General features: G+C 34.8%; 22 protein-coding genes. 17 read left to right on the top strand and 5 right to left on the bottom strand.

Annotation, left to right across the window (positions count from 1 at the left end; genetic code table 11):
* Positions 1-59: 59 nt before the first annotated feature.
* Positions 60-182, bottom strand: a complete 123-nt coding sequence (locus FFM55_RS05680; RefSeq protein ID WP_137600662.1) for a DUF4044 domain-containing protein — start codon at positions 180-182, stop codon at positions 60-62.
* Positions 183-298: 116 nt separating this feature from the next.
* On the opposite strand from FFM55_RS05680, the gene FFM55_RS05675 reads away from it, so the two are divergent.
* From FFM55_RS05675 to FFM55_RS05645, 7 genes are all read left to right on the top strand, one after another.
* Positions 299-673: a DUF3397 family protein gene (locus FFM55_RS05675; protein WP_042493244.1), complete on the top strand. Its 375-nt coding sequence runs from the start codon at positions 299-301 to the stop codon at positions 671-673.
* A 15-nt stretch (positions 674-688) separates the two neighbouring features.
* Entirely contained in the window at positions 689-898 is a 210-nt protein-coding gene (locus tag FFM55_RS05670; RefSeq protein ID WP_042493245.1) for a cold-shock protein, read from the top strand.
* Positions 899-915: 17 nt separating this feature from the next.
* Positions 916-1,479: an NUDIX hydrolase gene (locus tag FFM55_RS05665; RefSeq protein WP_042493247.1), complete on the top strand. Its 564-nt coding sequence runs from the start codon at positions 916-918 to the stop codon at positions 1,477-1,479.
* A gap of 9 nt (positions 1,480-1,488) precedes the next feature.
* Positions 1,489-1,770, top strand: coding sequence for a hypothetical protein (locus tag FFM55_RS05660; RefSeq protein WP_137600661.1), 282 nt, complete (start codon positions 1,489-1,491; stop codon positions 1,768-1,770).
* A gap of 28 nt (positions 1,771-1,798) precedes the next feature.
* Complete coding sequence (locus FFM55_RS05655; RefSeq protein WP_042493251.1) at positions 1,799-2,494, top strand: 5'-methylthioadenosine/adenosylhomocysteine nucleosidase; 696 nt, start codon at positions 1,799-1,801, stop codon at positions 2,492-2,494.
* Between the two features lie 29 nt (positions 2,495-2,523).
* Entirely contained in the window at positions 2,524-2,865 is a 342-nt protein-coding gene (locus FFM55_RS05650) for a cysteine desulfurase (RefSeq protein ID WP_042493255.1), read from the top strand.
* Positions 2,866-3,314: 449 nt separating this feature from the next.
* Positions 3,315-3,947, top strand: coding sequence for a LysM peptidoglycan-binding domain-containing protein (locus FFM55_RS05645; RefSeq protein ID WP_042493256.1), 633 nt, complete (start codon positions 3,315-3,317; stop codon positions 3,945-3,947).
* A gap of 95 nt (positions 3,948-4,042) precedes the next feature.
* Here FFM55_RS05645 and FFM55_RS05640 read toward each other — a convergent pair whose 3' ends face one another.
* From FFM55_RS05640 to FFM55_RS05630, 3 genes are read right to left on the bottom strand one after another with little or no spacing between them, the layout of a single operon-like run.
* Complete coding sequence (locus tag FFM55_RS05640; RefSeq protein WP_042493259.1) at positions 4,043-4,300, bottom strand: hypothetical protein; 258 nt, start codon at positions 4,298-4,300, stop codon at positions 4,043-4,045.
* A gap of 18 nt (positions 4,301-4,318) precedes the next feature.
* A complete protein-coding gene (locus FFM55_RS05635; protein WP_042493260.1) occupies positions 4,319-4,972 on the bottom strand; it encodes a hypothetical protein in 654 nt (217 codons plus the stop codon).
* Between the two features lie 15 nt (positions 4,973-4,987).
* Positions 4,988-5,437, bottom strand: a complete 450-nt coding sequence (locus FFM55_RS05630; protein WP_137600660.1) for a class Ib ribonucleoside-diphosphate reductase assembly flavoprotein NrdI — start codon at positions 5,435-5,437, stop codon at positions 4,988-4,990.
* A gap of 261 nt (positions 5,438-5,698) precedes the next feature.
* On the opposite strand from FFM55_RS05630, the gene nrdH reads away from it, so the two are divergent.
* From nrdH to FFM55_RS05585, 9 genes are all read left to right on the top strand, one after another.
* Positions 5,699-5,935 (top strand): glutaredoxin-like protein NrdH, encoded by a 237-nt coding sequence (nrdH, locus tag FFM55_RS05625; protein ID WP_042493263.1) that lies wholly within the window; start codon positions 5,699-5,701, stop codon positions 5,933-5,935.
* An 85-nt stretch (positions 5,936-6,020) separates the two neighbouring features.
* Entirely contained in the window at positions 6,021-8,192 is a 2,172-nt protein-coding gene (nrdE, locus tag FFM55_RS05620; protein ID WP_042493267.1) for a class 1b ribonucleoside-diphosphate reductase subunit alpha, read from the top strand.
* A 32-nt stretch (positions 8,193-8,224) separates the two neighbouring features.
* Entirely contained in the window at positions 8,225-9,181 is a 957-nt protein-coding gene (gene nrdF / locus FFM55_RS05615) for a class 1b ribonucleoside-diphosphate reductase subunit beta (RefSeq protein WP_042493269.1), read from the top strand.
* A 314-nt stretch (positions 9,182-9,495) separates the two neighbouring features.
* The gene (trpX, locus tag FFM55_RS05610; RefSeq protein WP_042493272.1) at positions 9,496-10,482 is read left to right on the top strand and encodes a tryptophan ABC transporter substrate-binding protein; all 987 of its coding nucleotides are present in this window, start codon (positions 9,496-9,498) and stop codon (positions 10,480-10,482) included.
* Positions 10,483-10,489: 7 nt separating this feature from the next.
* Positions 10,490-11,377 carry an ABC transporter permease gene (locus FFM55_RS05605; protein WP_042493274.1) on the top strand — a complete coding sequence of 296 codons (888 nt, stop codon included), beginning with the start codon at positions 10,490-10,492 and terminating at the stop codon, positions 11,375-11,377.
* Positions 11,378-11,383: 6 nt separating this feature from the next.
* Positions 11,384-12,154, top strand: a complete 771-nt coding sequence (locus tag FFM55_RS05600) for an ABC transporter ATP-binding protein (RefSeq protein WP_042493276.1) — start codon at positions 11,384-11,386, stop codon at positions 12,152-12,154.
* 14 nt (positions 12,155-12,168) lie between these two features.
* Positions 12,169-12,558 (top strand): fluoride efflux transporter FluC, encoded by a 390-nt coding sequence (locus FFM55_RS05595; protein WP_042493278.1) that lies wholly within the window; start codon positions 12,169-12,171, stop codon positions 12,556-12,558.
* Positions 12,546-12,914: a fluoride efflux transporter FluC gene (locus FFM55_RS05590; RefSeq protein ID WP_042493280.1), complete on the top strand. Its 369-nt coding sequence runs from the start codon at positions 12,546-12,548 to the stop codon at positions 12,912-12,914. Before FFM55_RS05595 ends, FFM55_RS05590 begins: the two co-directional genes overlap by 13 nt.
* A gap of 102 nt (positions 12,915-13,016) precedes the next feature.
* Positions 13,017-13,844 (top strand): Rossmann-fold NAD(P)-binding domain-containing protein, encoded by an 828-nt coding sequence (locus tag FFM55_RS05585; RefSeq protein WP_042493282.1) that lies wholly within the window; start codon positions 13,017-13,019, stop codon positions 13,842-13,844.
* Between the two features lie 74 nt (positions 13,845-13,918).
* Here the strand turns inward: FFM55_RS05585 and FFM55_RS05580 are convergent, their stop codons facing one another.
* Positions 13,919-14,263, bottom strand: coding sequence for a VOC family protein (locus FFM55_RS05580; protein ID WP_042493283.1), 345 nt, complete (start codon positions 14,261-14,263; stop codon positions 13,919-13,921).
* 110 nt (positions 14,264-14,373) lie between these two features.
* Here FFM55_RS05580 and FFM55_RS05575 point away from each other — a divergent pair, with 110 nt between their 5' ends.
* Positions 14,374-14,808, top strand: coding sequence for a JAB domain-containing protein (locus FFM55_RS05575; protein ID WP_042493284.1), 435 nt, complete (start codon positions 14,374-14,376; stop codon positions 14,806-14,808).
* The last annotated feature ends 39 nt before the right edge of the window (positions 14,809-14,847 follow it).

Raw genomic sequence — 14,847 nt, 5'->3', positions numbered from 1 at the left:
AGACATCCATATTCGGCAGCAAATAATTGTGTCGGCTATAGGTGTCTCTTTTTGTACGTTTAGAAAGAAATTTGTAATAATGTGATAAATACACTTGCGAATGATAAAACTAACATAAAAATAACAAATGTTTGGATAATTTTTTGCATTGTTGACTTTTTCTTTTTATTGTTTTTTTGCATGTTGGTACCTCTAATATATTTCGTTTAGTCCATTGTATCAAAAAAAACAGATAACATACCACAGAGTGAATAATTAAAGGTATAATAAATAGATTAATACATTTTAGGAGGCAGTAATGCTGACATTATTTAATTGGCCAGTAACGGTTTTTATTGCTTTAATTACCTTAGTAGTTATTTGGATTATAAAACAAACCTTTTTGCAAAGTTCTTGGCCAAAAAATTTAAAAACAACAGATTTGGGTGTTTTTATTGTGTGGTGGAGTATTGCAACCACGACATTTGAAGTTTGGCATATAACATTATTAGTCCCAATGTTTTTAATGTTTGTTTTGTGGGGAATCGCTTTGGCATTGTATCAAGGGTTTATACGCGAAACTTTTATCACTCGTCGCTTTTGGTTAATTTGGTGGCGCATTAGTACGTTGACTAGTTATATTATTTTGATTGGTATCGCAATTTATGCTTATATTGTGACTAGTGGTAGATAATAAAGGAGTAAATAAATGGAAAAAATTAGTGGTTTTGTAAAAACATGGCAAGCAGATAAAGGGTTTGGCTTTATTGAATTAAAAGGTGAAGACGATGTCTTTGTACATTTTTCAGCTATTCAAACACCGCGTGTTCGTGATCTCATAGTTGGTCAAGAGGTTAAACTAGTTGTTATTCAAGGAATTAGAGGCCCACAAGCAGCCGCTGTTGAAGTTGTAGAGTAGATACTGGAGGAGGGCGAATGGTTAACCTATCAGAAAATGTTACAAAATTTGCTGAAAAAGTTTTAGATGAGACGACTAAGTACGATGGACATATCATTCGGGCTGTTGAACAAACAGTTCTTTTGCCTGATGGACGCCAGACTAAACGTGATGTTGTCTATCATGCTGATGCAATCGCTATTTTGGCATTAACAAAAGATAATAAAATGATTTTAGAAAAACAATGGCGTGCACCAGTCCAACAAGTAACGCTTGAAATTCCGGCTGGTAAGATCGATAAACGTGATCAAAAACCACTGGATGCTGTTAACCGTGAGTTAAACGAAGAAACGCGCTTATCAGCAAATAAAGTTGAACTAATTACGGGATTTTATACGTCAATTGGATTTGCTGATGAATATATGACATTATATTTAGCGACGGATTTAAGTCCAGTTGTTGAAGAATTACCACAAGATGATGACGAAAAAATTGATTTGATTTATGTTGATTATGAACAAGCGACAGCGTTATTTAATAATGGTCAGTTGAAGGATGCTAAAACAAATATGGCATATTTATATTGGCGCACGTTACAATAATAGGTAAATATGATGTTATTTAATAAGAAATTACATGATAAAAAGAATCAGTCAGTTAATAATGATATGCCGAATCTTGATGATGTGCAGGATAATCAAAATCAAGGTGCAACGTTATTAACACGTGAAGAACATCGATTAACACGACATGGTCGTTATGAATTAGATCCACAGACACGTAAGTTAACTAAAAAAGGAAAAACAACACGTCTGAAACATCGTCTGAATATGGCAATTGTTATTTTAATTGGGTTAATTTTATTAACGTATGTCATTTTGTTTTTCTTGTAGCAGATTAGAATTAAGGAGAGATAAATAAATGCGATATGGTGTAATAAATGCAATGGCAGAAGAGAAGGCAGCGCTGGTTGAGGCAATGTCTGATGAGAAGCAAACAACTATTGCAGGAAAGCTATTTCATCACGGTAAAATCGGTAAGGTTGATGTTGTTGTTGTAGAATCTGGTATTGGTAAAGTTGCCTCAGCCTTAACAACAACCTTGTTAATTACTAATTTTGCAGTTGATGCTATCATTAACTCTGGTTCAGCTGGTGCAGTAGGGGCTGGTTTGAAAATTGGAGATGTAGTGATTGCTGATGAACTAGCTTATGCTGACGCTGATGCTCGCGCATTTGGTTATGAATACGGTCAAGTACCCCAGCAACCAGCACGTTTCAAAACAGATGTTGATTTGGTAGCAGGTTTATCAAAGGTATATGCAGCTGTAACAGATGCACACTTAGTTAATGGGTTAATTGTGACAAGTGATTCATTTATCGCTAGTGATGAACAAAAACAAAATATTTTGGCGTACTTTAAAGATGCACAGTCTGCTGAGATGGAAGGTGCTTCAATTGCCCAGGCAGCACATTACTTTGACGTCCCATTTGCTGTCGTACGCGCCATTTCTGACAATGCTAATGGAGAAGCTGGGATGACATTTGATGAATTTATCATTGAAGCTGGTAAGCAATCAGCACAAGTATTGATAGATTTCTTTAAAGTACAAGCTTAAAATTAGATTTATGATAAAAGGAGCATACAATGGCATTTGACACTACTGTTAAGGTAATTGGGGATGATGTTATTTACCAATTTAACCCACAATTAAAACAGTATGCTTTAGGTGATACTGGTTTTGTTAAAAATAATGCTGGTTCATATGTAATGAAACGTTCATTAGAACCAGAAAAAGGCTTAGATAATGCTATTAAGCTAAAAGTTGTCGTTGATAAGGCGTTAACGGGGATTAAAATTAAGACGGTTAATCCAAGTGGTAATGCCACTGTTAATATTTTTAAGCATCAGAAACACACAGAATTAGAAAAACTGTATCGTTTTTACTTAAATGAATTAGTTGATCGCGAAATTCTAAAGATAAAATAAATTACTGACAGATTAACAAGGCGTTAATCTGTTTTTTTTTGCTTTTTAGTAAATAAAATTGATATATATTAACTTTAACACTGTTACACTCTCGTAATCAGAAAACTAATTAGAAGTAAGAAAACGGTTTTATCAGTTTTACTTGTAAATTAGTTAAATAATAATCTTCTTATTTAACTGGTTAAGTATTATATTTAAAATATTGCTGTATCAGTGTTTAAGTACAAATTGCTATTTGATATTACAATGAAATTTCTCACAAATTATTATTTGTGATACAGGTGTAACGCTCTGTCGCACCATTGTAACGAATATAGTTGTGAGATTGTTAAACTTATATCTGTTGTTAAAAGCATGAGTTCCCAACGCAGTGAATAAAAGATGTGTTGAAGTGGACTAAGAAAAGTGTCAATGCCAATACAGGTAAACATCAAGGAGATATATTTATAATGAATAAAAAAGTACTAACTGCATTAGCTGTCGCTGGAATTGCAACTGCTGCAATGGCCACAGATGTATCAGCCGATACATATACTGTTCAAACAGGGGACACTTTGTCATCAATCGCTACTAACCACAATACAACTATCGATCGTATTATTAGTGTTAATAAGATTACAAATGCGAACTTGATTTTTGCTGGTCAACAAGTTGAGTTAGATGATCAAGCTGTAGCACCAGTTGCACAACAAACACCAGTGCAAGCTGCACCTGTACAACAAGCCGCACCAGTACAAGCCGCACAAGTAGCACCTGTACAACAAGCCGCACAAGTAGCACCTGTACAACAAAAGCCAGTACAAGCACAACCTGTATCAACTGCTGCTGCTTCAGGATCAACATATGACCAATTTATTGCTGCTGGTGGTAATGCAGCAATGTGGCAATCAATTGTTATGCCTGAATCAGGTGGAAACGTTAACGCATCAAATGGTCAATACCATGGATTAGGTCAAACTAATCAATCATGGGGACATGGATCAGTTGCTTCACAAACTGCTGGTATGCTAAATTATGCTAACTCACGTTATGGATCAGTGGATAACGCTATTTCATTCCGTGCAGCTAATGGTTGGTGGTAAAAGCAACCTCACACAGTAAAAAATTAAGCTAATAAAAAAGCTGTATCTAGTTGATAAAAACATCTTTGTTTTTTCAACGTCAGATACAGCTTTTTTTATGCTTGTTGTTGATGTGTTTTGGCTTCAGATGGGAATTGGTTAGTATGTTGATCAATTGGCCATAACCAGTAATTATGATTAGCAATAAGTTGTGTTTGTTTAGTGTGTAGCGCCATCATGTCGGATAGCGCTATTTGTGATTGTTGTGGTGTAGTTGTCTGTAAATAATAAACTTGCGAGACTAATGCTTGTTGTTCATCAACTAATAATGCATATGTTATCGTTTCTGATGTTGCTGTATATAATGTTGCCATAAAAAGTCTCCTTATGATTTAAATGTCACGAAAAATTTCTTGCCAAGCATTTTTATTGAGTTTGGTTGTTTTTTTACGAACGCGTGGTTTTTTAACATAAGTATCTTTTTTGTATGCACGTACAATTTCAGCTTGAATTTCACGATCTGGCGGTAAATTATTAGTCACAAAATCAACTGTATGAGTGGGTGAATCTGCAAATAAATCTTGATTATCCAAAAACCAACGTTGCATATCAGAATTTAATCCGGCATGCCGTCGAATACGTTGCAATAGTTCATCTAAGCCAAAATTTAAATGATGAATTTGTGCTTGTAATTGACGGGCAACCTGTTCAGAAATGCCAATATGATCGGCAAAATGTGTTATACCTAGTTTAATTTGTTCACCTAAATCATTGATGAGAACATATTGATGTTTTAAGCGACGACCACAGTCACAATATAATTGTGGTGAATTTTTGGTATCATAATTCAGATTTTCGTGATAGTCGACTAAAGACCAATGACGACCATGACCAACTAATTCGTAGTTCATGAATAAAGATGTTTGCTGATAGCGAATATGTCGTTGAATGGCAAGTTGTTGCTCAGATGATAATTGTGTCCAAGTTTCTTGACGTCGTTCTTTAGTTAAAGAAACTTTGTTTGACTTTGTACGTGGTAAAAGCATAAATAAGTCCTTCTATTAATGATTGTATTCATAAAAACGTTGATTAATTGCTTGATAGACGCGTTCAACATCAATTTGAGTGCCACGTAATTCATAATTAGCAATTAGCGGAGCATTAAAGTCAACGGCATAACGACGAGCGGTCAAAATGTACTGGGCGTTAAAGTTTTTATTACCGCTACCAATAATACCAATTAAATTTTTGGTGTTTTCTGGTATTTCTAGTTGTTCATGTAAAGCATTAGTCATAATTTCGATAATACCATTACCAATGCCGTTACCACCATCTAAATAAGTGGGGACAAAGGCAAAAAAGGGGCTGTTCGTAATTATATCGGGGGAAGCGTCAGACACTTCTATTGGGTCAAAAGATAGTTGACCTTGTTCATCAGCAAAAGTAGTTAATTTATCAATAAATGCACGTGTGTTACCAGAAATAGAAATATACAAAAGTTTAAGTGGCATTATGAGATCCTCCAATAATTATTAATGATACTACTAAGTCTAGAAAAAAATAATGGATTTAGCAATTACGTAACTAACAGAATGTTATTATTTAATCATTTTGTAATAATCACTATAAAAGCTTTCGTACTGCGAAAAAGCCTATGTCAAGCCTTTTTTTAGTTAATTTAATCCCTTGCAATGAGGTGGCCTAGTGGTTTATACTCAACTTCATATTAACAAAGCGTTAGTTTTTTGAACATAGAAAGTTTAGGTGGAATTATGCAAAATGTTACCGTATATACGAAAAATAATTGTATCCAATGTTTGATGACAAAGAAGACATTGACACAGTATGGCATTAGTTATTCAGAGAAAAATGTTGAAAATGATGCTGAAGCTTTGGCATTTTTAAAGGATAAAGGGTACCAATCAGTTCCTGTTGTCTTCTCAGGAGATATGGAGCCCGTTCATGGTTTTCGACCAGATTTACTCGCAAAATTAAATCAAGCAATGTAATTCAATATAAAATAACGATACCTATCTGTCGGTGCAACCAAAATAGGGGTTCCGCTTTACAATAGGTAAAACGTGGGAGAAGTATATGTCATTAGCAACACTGGATTTGGATAAAGTAACTTATTTTGATTTAAATAACCAATTAAATATTCCAAAGAACAATAGTATTCAATTACAAAAAGATCAAGAAGCACTCCAAGCGTTTATCAAAGAAAATGTGAAGCCAAATACATTACACTTTGATACCATTCAAGAACGTTTTGATTATCTTATTGAAAACGATTATGTTGATCAAAAGATGATTAATAAATATACAATGGCATTTATTGAGTCACTTTATGCTTACCTAGAAACACAAAATTTTAAATTTAAATCATTTATGGCAGCATATAAGTTTTATGCACAGTATGCTTTAAAAACAAACGACGGTGATTTTTATATTGAAAATTATAATGATCGTGTTGTGATGAACGTGCTATTTTACGCCAATGGCGATGAAGAGTTGGCGCTAAACTTAGCTGACGAAATGATCAACCAACGTTATCAACCAGCAACACCTTCATTTTTAAATGCAGGTCGTTCAAGACGTGGGGAACTAGTGTCATGTTTCATTTTGCAAGCCACTGATGACATGAATGCTATTGGACGTGTTATTAATTCAGCACTACAGCTATCAAAAATTGGTGGTGGTGTTGGGATTGTGCTATCTAACTTAAGAGAAGCAGGTGCACCTATTAAAGGGATTGCTAATGCAGCCTCAGGTGTTGTCCCAGTTATGAAATTGTTAGAAGATTCATTTTCATATTCTAATCAAATGGGTCAACGAAATGGGGCTGGTGTAACTTATCTATCTGTATTCCATCCAGATATTATGAATTTTTTAGCAACAAAAAAAGAAAATGCTGATGAAAAAATTCGTGTCAAGACATTATCACTTGGATTGACAGTGCCAGATAAGTTCTATGATTTAATTAAAGCAGACGCAGATATGTATTTATTTTCGCCTTATGATGTTGAAAAAGTATATGGAACACCATTTAATTATGTAGACATTACTGCTGAGTATGATGCAATGGTTGCTAATACTGATATTCATAAGAAAAAGATACGTGCTCGTGATTTAGAAACTGAAATTTCAAAATTGCAACAAGAGTCTGGTTACCCTTATATTATTAATATTGATACTGTAAATAAAGCTAATCCAATCGCTGGTAAGGTGATTTCATCAAATTTGTGTTCGGAGATATTACAGGTACAAAAGCCATCACAAATTAACAATGAACAAACCTATGATGAGCTTGGGACAGATGTTTCATGTAACTTAGGATCAACAAATATTGTTAATATGATGGCAACTAAAGATTTTGGGAAATCTGTTGATGCGATGATTCGTGCTTTGACATTTGTATCAGATCAAACCGATTTAGATATCGTGCCATCAGTACAGCTTGGAAATCGACAAACACATGCTATTGGATTAGGGGCCATGGGTCTGCATGCTTTCTTTGCTAAGAATCATATGTATTATGGTGATGAGGAAGCTTTGGACTTTACCAATGCTTATTTCTTGATGCTAAATTATTATAGTTTAGTCGCATCAAATAAGTTGGCTAAAGAACGTCAAACTAGTTTTTACGAATTTGAAAAATCAGATTATGCAACAGGCGCATACTTTGAAAAGTATATTAACCAAGACTGGTCTCCTAAAACTGATAAAGTAAAGGAAATCTTTTCAGTTCACCATTTTCCAACACAAGAAGATTGGGTTGCTTTGGCAGAATCTGTTGAGCAATATGGTTTATATAATGCTTATCGTATGGCTATTGCACCTACTGGATCAATTTCATATGTTAATGATGCAACAGCGTCACTACACCCGATTATTAATCGTGTTGAAGAACGGCAAGAAAAGAAGATTGGTAAAATTTACTATCCTGCACCATATTTAGGAACAGACACTTTGCCATATTATGAATCAGCTTATAATATGGATATGCGTCGTGTTATTGATGTGTACGCAGCAGCACAGCAACATATTGATCAGGGGATGGCTTTGACACTCTTTATGCGCTCAACTATGCCAGATGATTTGTATGATTGGAAAGTAAACCATACAAATAAGATGACGACTCGTGATTTAAATATCTTGCGTTTGTATGCACATAATCGGGGGATTAAGTCTATTTATTATATTCGTACTTATACCGATGATATGGAAGAATTCGGTGTCAACGAATGCGAGAGTTGTTCAATTTAGAACACATTGCTGACAGGAGATAGGATAGATAAATGACAAAATCATATGAAGCAATTAATTGGAATGAAATTGAAGATACAATAGATAAGGCAACTTGGGAAAAATTAACTGAACAATTTTGGCTTGATACGAGAATTCCTTTATCAAATGATTTAGATGATTGGCGTAAAATGACGGACCAAGAACATTACCTTGTAGGACATGTTTTTGGTGGATTAACTTTGTTGGACACATTGCAATCACAAGATGGGATGGCATCGTTAAAACAGTCAACACGCACACAACATGAATTAGCTGTATTGAACAATATTGAGTTTATGGAATCAGTTCATGCTAAATCATATTCATCAATTTTTGAAACTTTGCATACACCAGCCGAAATTAATGAGATTTTTGATTGGACAAATACAAATGAGTTTTTACAGTATAAAGCTAATCGTATTAATCAGATTTATCAAGAAGGTACGCAATTACAGCGAAAAGTTGCATCAGTCTTTTTAGAAACGTTCTTGTTTTATTCTGGCTTTTATACGCCGCTTTGGTATTTAGGTCATAATAAGATGAATAATGTTGCCGAGATTATCAAATTAATTTTGCGTGATGAGTCAGTGCATGGAACTTATATTGGTTATAAATTTCAATTAGGGTTTAATGAACTTAGCGAAGATGAACAAGCCGAATTAAAGATGTGGTTGTATGAACTCTTATTAGATTTATATAGTAATGAGGAACAGTATACCAAGTTACTATATGATGAAATCGGCTGGACAGAGTCTGTACTAACATTCTTGCGTTATAATGCAAATAAGGCGTTGATGAACTTAGGTCAAGAGCCCTTGTTCCCAGATGGTGCTGAGGATGTTAATCCAATTGTGATGAACGGCATTTCAACAACGACTTCAAATCATGATTTCTTTTCTCAAGTAGGAAATGGTTATCGATTGGGTCAAGTAGAAGCCATGTCTGACGATGATTACAATATAGACTAATGATATTGCATAAGTAAAAGTAAAGTGCTATCATTATGAAAATGATATACAAGGTGGTAATTAGTTATGAGTAATTTTGTTTTAAATTTTAATGGTTGGTGGCGCAGATAGCGCGTACGAACTATGGCAAAACATAGATTCGGTACGTGGTTCCTTTGGGAGCAGATGTATTGGGTCTGTGCTGACTAATTTCCGAAATAATGGGAAAGGGTTGTATGGATTACCATGCAGTTCTTTTCATGTAAAACACGAGAAGATACTGTCGTATCTGCTCGTGTTTTTTATTTTGTATAACAACAATTGAGGATAGATGAATGAATAAAAAAATATTAGGTACAATTGGTGCACTAACTTTATTTACAATTTTTGCAGGGGTATATGATTCAGTTCAAACAAACCAGAGAAAGGCAATGCCTAAAGTTGCAATTTTGCAATTTATGAAACATCCAGCATTGGATGATATTAATAAAGGTATTCATGAAGGTTTATCTGAATCCGGGTATCATGATGGGAAAAACATCAAAATTATGTATGAAAATGCACAGGGAGACCAATCAAATTTAAAGACCATGGCATCAAAATTTGAAAATGCTAATGCTGATGTTTCCGTTGGTATTGCTACACCAGCAGCAGTTTCTTTAGCAAATACAATTACAAATAAAGCAGTAGTTTTTTCAGCATCGACGACGCCCATTCAATCTAAACTTGTTAAAAGTTATAAACACCCTGGTGGTAATGTAACAGGAGTTTCAGATCAAGCACCGTTGGCTGCACAATTAAAGATGATGAGAAAATTTGTGCCTGATTTAAAAAATTTAGGTGTGATTTATACTTCATCTGATGATTCTGCATCAATTCAAGCTAAACAAATGATGGATTTAGCTAAAAAAGCAGGGTTGCAAGTTAAACCTTACACGATATCTTCTTCTAATGATTTAAACCAAACAGCTAAGCAAATGGTTGCTAATAATCAAGTTGATGCAGTTTTTGTTCCGACCGATAATACGATTGCAGGGGCTATGCCAACTTTGATTGATAGTACAAACGCTGCTAAAGTGCCTGTATTTCCAACAGTTGATACAATGGTGGCAGAAGGTGGTTTAGCAGCTGAATCCATTAATCAAAAGAAATTAGGCGTTCAAACTGGTAAGCAAGTTGCCCAAATTTTGGCTGGTAAACAACCAAAAGATTTACCAGTTGGGTTTATTAAAAAAGGTGATTTAGTTATTAACAAGTCACAATTGGCACGACTTGGTTTGGTGTTACCAAATGAGTATAAGCATGCAAAATTTGTAAAGTGAGGCAATTATGGGGATTTTAATTTCAGCCATTGGTCAGGGCTTAATCTGGTCAACTTTAGGATTTGGATTATATTTAACCTTTCGAATTTTAGATGTTGCTGATATGACCGTTGAGGGGACCTTTCCCCTTGGCGCAGCAACGGCAGTCACCTTAATTTCTAATGGTGTATCACCGATTATTGCAACACTAGTCGCAACCTTGGCAGGGAGTCTAGCAGGATTAGTTACGGGGTTATTATATACAAAGGGGAAAATTCCAATTTTATTAGCTGGTATTTTGACAATGACGGCAATCTATTCAGTTAATCTCCGAATTATGGGACAGGCTAATCGCTCATTATTAGGTAAGACAAATTTATTCTCATATGATTTTTTAAGGAGCTTGCCTCAAAATTTTCCGGTCATTGTTGTGGGTATTGTCATAATTATTTTAATTACTATTTTTTTAGCGCAATTTTTAAAGACCGAATTAGGTCAAGCGTTTATTGTGACAGGTGACAACCCTAAAATGGCAAGATCTTTGGGAATTAATACTGATAGTATGACCATTTTAGGATTAATGGTTGCCAATGGTTTAATTGGCCTTGGTGGCGCACTAGTTGCACAAAATAATGGTTTTGCGGATGTTAATATGGGTGTTGGTACCATTGTAGTGGCACTTGCTTCAATTATTATTGGTGAAGTCATCTTTACCGATACCCTAACTTTGCCCGAACGCCTAATTACAATTATTATTGGTTCAATTTTCTATCGTTTCGTATTGGTAATTGTGTTGTACATTGGCTTTAATGCTGATGATTTGAAACTAGTTAGTGCCATCATACTTGGATTGGCACTGATGTTGCCTAGATTACGATCAAAGTTACGATTAAATACGTTTTTAAAGCGAGGATGATGAGATATGGTAGAAACAAAATTACGACTAGACCATGCAACTGTCATTGTTAATCAAGGGCAATCAGGTGAGAAAACAATTTTAGATGATGTATCATTAACATTACTGCCTGAAGATTTTGTGACCGTTTTAGGATCAAATGGAGCAGGAAAATCAACATTATTTAATGTGATTGCGGGATCATTACCATTAACGAGCGGTAGTATCTTTTTGGGTGATCATGACGTTACGCATTTAAACGAGGCACAACGAACAAAATTTTTGGCACGGGTTTTTCAAGACCCTAAATTGGGTACAGCACCTCGTATGACGGTTGTAGAAAATATGTTGTTGGCTGAACGCCGTGGTTTACGTCGCCGATTAAAAAATCGTGGGTTAACGGAAGCTAAAAAAGCAGAGTATGCTAAGATTACGGCGACAATGGGTAATGGTCTATCAGAACGTTTAGATATGGCAGCTGGCGATTTATCTGGTGGACAACGACAAGCTTTGTCGTTTTTGATGGCGACACAATTACGGCCAGAAGTATTATTACTTGATGAACATACGGCAGCGTTAGATCCTAAAACAAGTACACAACTGATGCAGGTTACCAATCAACGCATTCATGAAGAAAATTTGACAGCACTGATGATCACGCATCATTTAGAAGATGCTATTGAGTATGGTAATCGTTTGATTATAATGTCCGAAGGTAAAATTTCGTTGGATGTTAGTAACGCTGACAAACAAAAATTAACGGTTACTGATTTGTTGCGTTATTTTAATCGTTATTAGGTTAGGAATATAGGATGAGTAAGAAAAAAATATTGTTAGAAATCTTGGCTGTTAGTAGTGGTGGATTTATTGGTGGGGTGTTACGTGGCAGTATGATGCTACTCTTTCATAATAATTTATTTCCATGGGAAACGATTATTGTCAATTTAAGTGGTACTTTTATTTCTGCTTTGTTGGTCGTTTTATTTAGTAAAATGATAAACCTAACACAAATAACATCCGACTTTATTATGGTAGGAATTTTAGGCGCCTACACAACTTATTCAACAGCGTTGGTTGACATGGTTAATTTATCATTGTTAATGGCATTAGTATACTTAGTTATCAGTGTGGTTGGTGGTGTATTAGTTGTAATTTTTAGTCGTTATTTAGGTAATAAAATGGTGTTAAGATGGCAGAAATAATTTTAACCGGAATGGGTGCAGCAATTGGGTCTTTAATGCGTTTTGGGTTATTAACGGTGGCGCCTCGTTGGTTTGGCAATTTATCTGAATTAATGGTGGTTTGCATCAATTTATTGGCCGCTTTTTTTATGGGGATGACGCTTTCTATGGTTGCACCTGATTGGGTACATACCATTTTAGCACCTGGTGTTTTAGGTGGATTCTCAACGTTTTCAGCGCCCATTGTTGATATTGCCGATGCTATGCAAAAACGAACTAGTAATCGACGCTTATTGCTTATTAAAACATTACTAACGTTTGTAGGTGGACTAATTGTTTTATGGTTTGGTACTTGTGTTGGTGATTGGACTTTTTAAATCAGTTATCAGTGTTTATTAAAAATAATCTTTGTTGAATGGATATCTACCAAATGTTAAACTCATTAATATAGGATAAGAGAAATGCAAGGGGATAGTCATATGAGTTTAATTGATCGAAATCGAATTAATGCTATTCGGCAAGCTAATGACATTCCGGTTCGTGAACTAGCTAATATTGGGATTAGTCGTAACCGTTACTATCGCTATTTAAATGATGAAAATGATTTACCTGCGGAAAGTTTTATTTCATTAATGAGTCATTTATTATTAACTGGGACCGAAGTTAATACGGAACTAGTAAATAGGTTAGATACTGTTGAGGGATTAATTAATGCACTACAAGAAGCCGATAAAGAACATGATGCTGATAAAATAAAAGATATTAGTCGTCGAGGGTATCATTTGTTTCGTAATACAATGGCTCGGGGTTATTTACGGGTTGCTAGTTTAGCAGACGTATTACATGCCAAAATCATTCCAAATGAACATTCACAAATTGCAAAAAAGATATTAATTGATTCATTTGAAGCAGTTACAATTTGGCGGGAAATGGATGTGGCGTTGTTAGCACCAGTAATTACAGAGTTACCAGTACAACAGGTTGCTGATTATTTGACAGTTATTTGGGCAAAAAAATGGCCACATCATACGATGGAACTTTTAAATACAATGTCTGCACAGTTTTTGGTGATGTTATTAAACGAGCCTGAACGGCCACAAGAAATTTTTGAAGAAGTCGCTGCCTGGATGATTGAGCAACCGCGCGATGCGATGGGATTTGCTTGGTGGTCTAATTTAGTCAATCAATTGGTTGAGCAAAATTGGGAATCTGCTCACGAAGCATTATTGATAGCTAAACAGTTACGAATGCAAAATATGTTTGAAAATGGTGATGTTTTAACCAATACTTGGCAAAAAAAGATATAAATAAAAAAGGACATCAAAGCAAAATTTTGCTTGGTGTCCTTTTTATAATATTAATTGTTAAAATATAATCGCTATTATTTATTTGCAATAACTTCAATGTGATTGCCATCAATATCGTCAATATAAAAAATAACATGGCGACCATCTTCGCTTTCAGTAGCAGGTTTAGTCTGTGTAACTTCGTAATTAATTAAGTGATTAATTACGGTTTCTTGATGATCACGAACCACAACTTGTACAGTAATTGGTTCAGCATCGGGTTCTTCATGAAAGATGATTGATTGCTTGTCAAAATATAAATGACGAGCTTCATTAATCCCAAATTCTGTTGGTAAATCAAAAACTTCACGATAAAAGCGGACTGTATTTGGAACGTTATTTGCCGGGATACGTAGGGGACTGAATTTTCTTACTCGCATATTAACACACCTCAATTTTTATAAATGATTCAACTATCTATTATACGCCTAGAAATAAAACAAAGAGGAAAAAATTGACAGAAAGTCGTCTTTATTGTTGGAGGCAAGTTATGACAATTAAAATTTCATCAGTACGACAATTAGGAGATTTATTGATTCAACGCTATGCACAATCCCCACAAGAAGGTTGTTGGGTAATTGCTGTAACGACACAAATGACAATTATTGATATCTATCAGGTAGCATTGGGAACTTTAGATAGTGTTAATATCCATCCGCGTGATGTTTTCCGTCACTTAGTCGCTCATAATGCGTATGGCTTTATTTTGTGTCATAATCATCCAAGTGGTAATTTAACTGCATCAAATGCTGATCATCTTGCAATGACTCAAATGGCGATATGTGGGCAGTTAATGCAGTTTCATTTTTTGGATTTTATGATTATCTCGTCTCGTGGTTATCGAAGTTATCGAAGTGAAAATTTATTACCAAATGTAGAATTAGAAACACTAATTGATTTATGGACTAAGTTCAACAACATGTGATAAAATTAATAAGAAATTACATGGTGCTTTGTTAAAAGT

The organism is Weissella sagaensis, assembly GCF_005405285.1.
Classification (GTDB): Bacteria; Bacillota; Bacilli; order Lactobacillales; family Lactobacillaceae; genus Weissella; species Weissella sagaensis.
The sequence above is the reverse complement of the archived record's forward strand: the minus strand, read 5'-3'. Positions and strand labels throughout refer to the sequence as shown.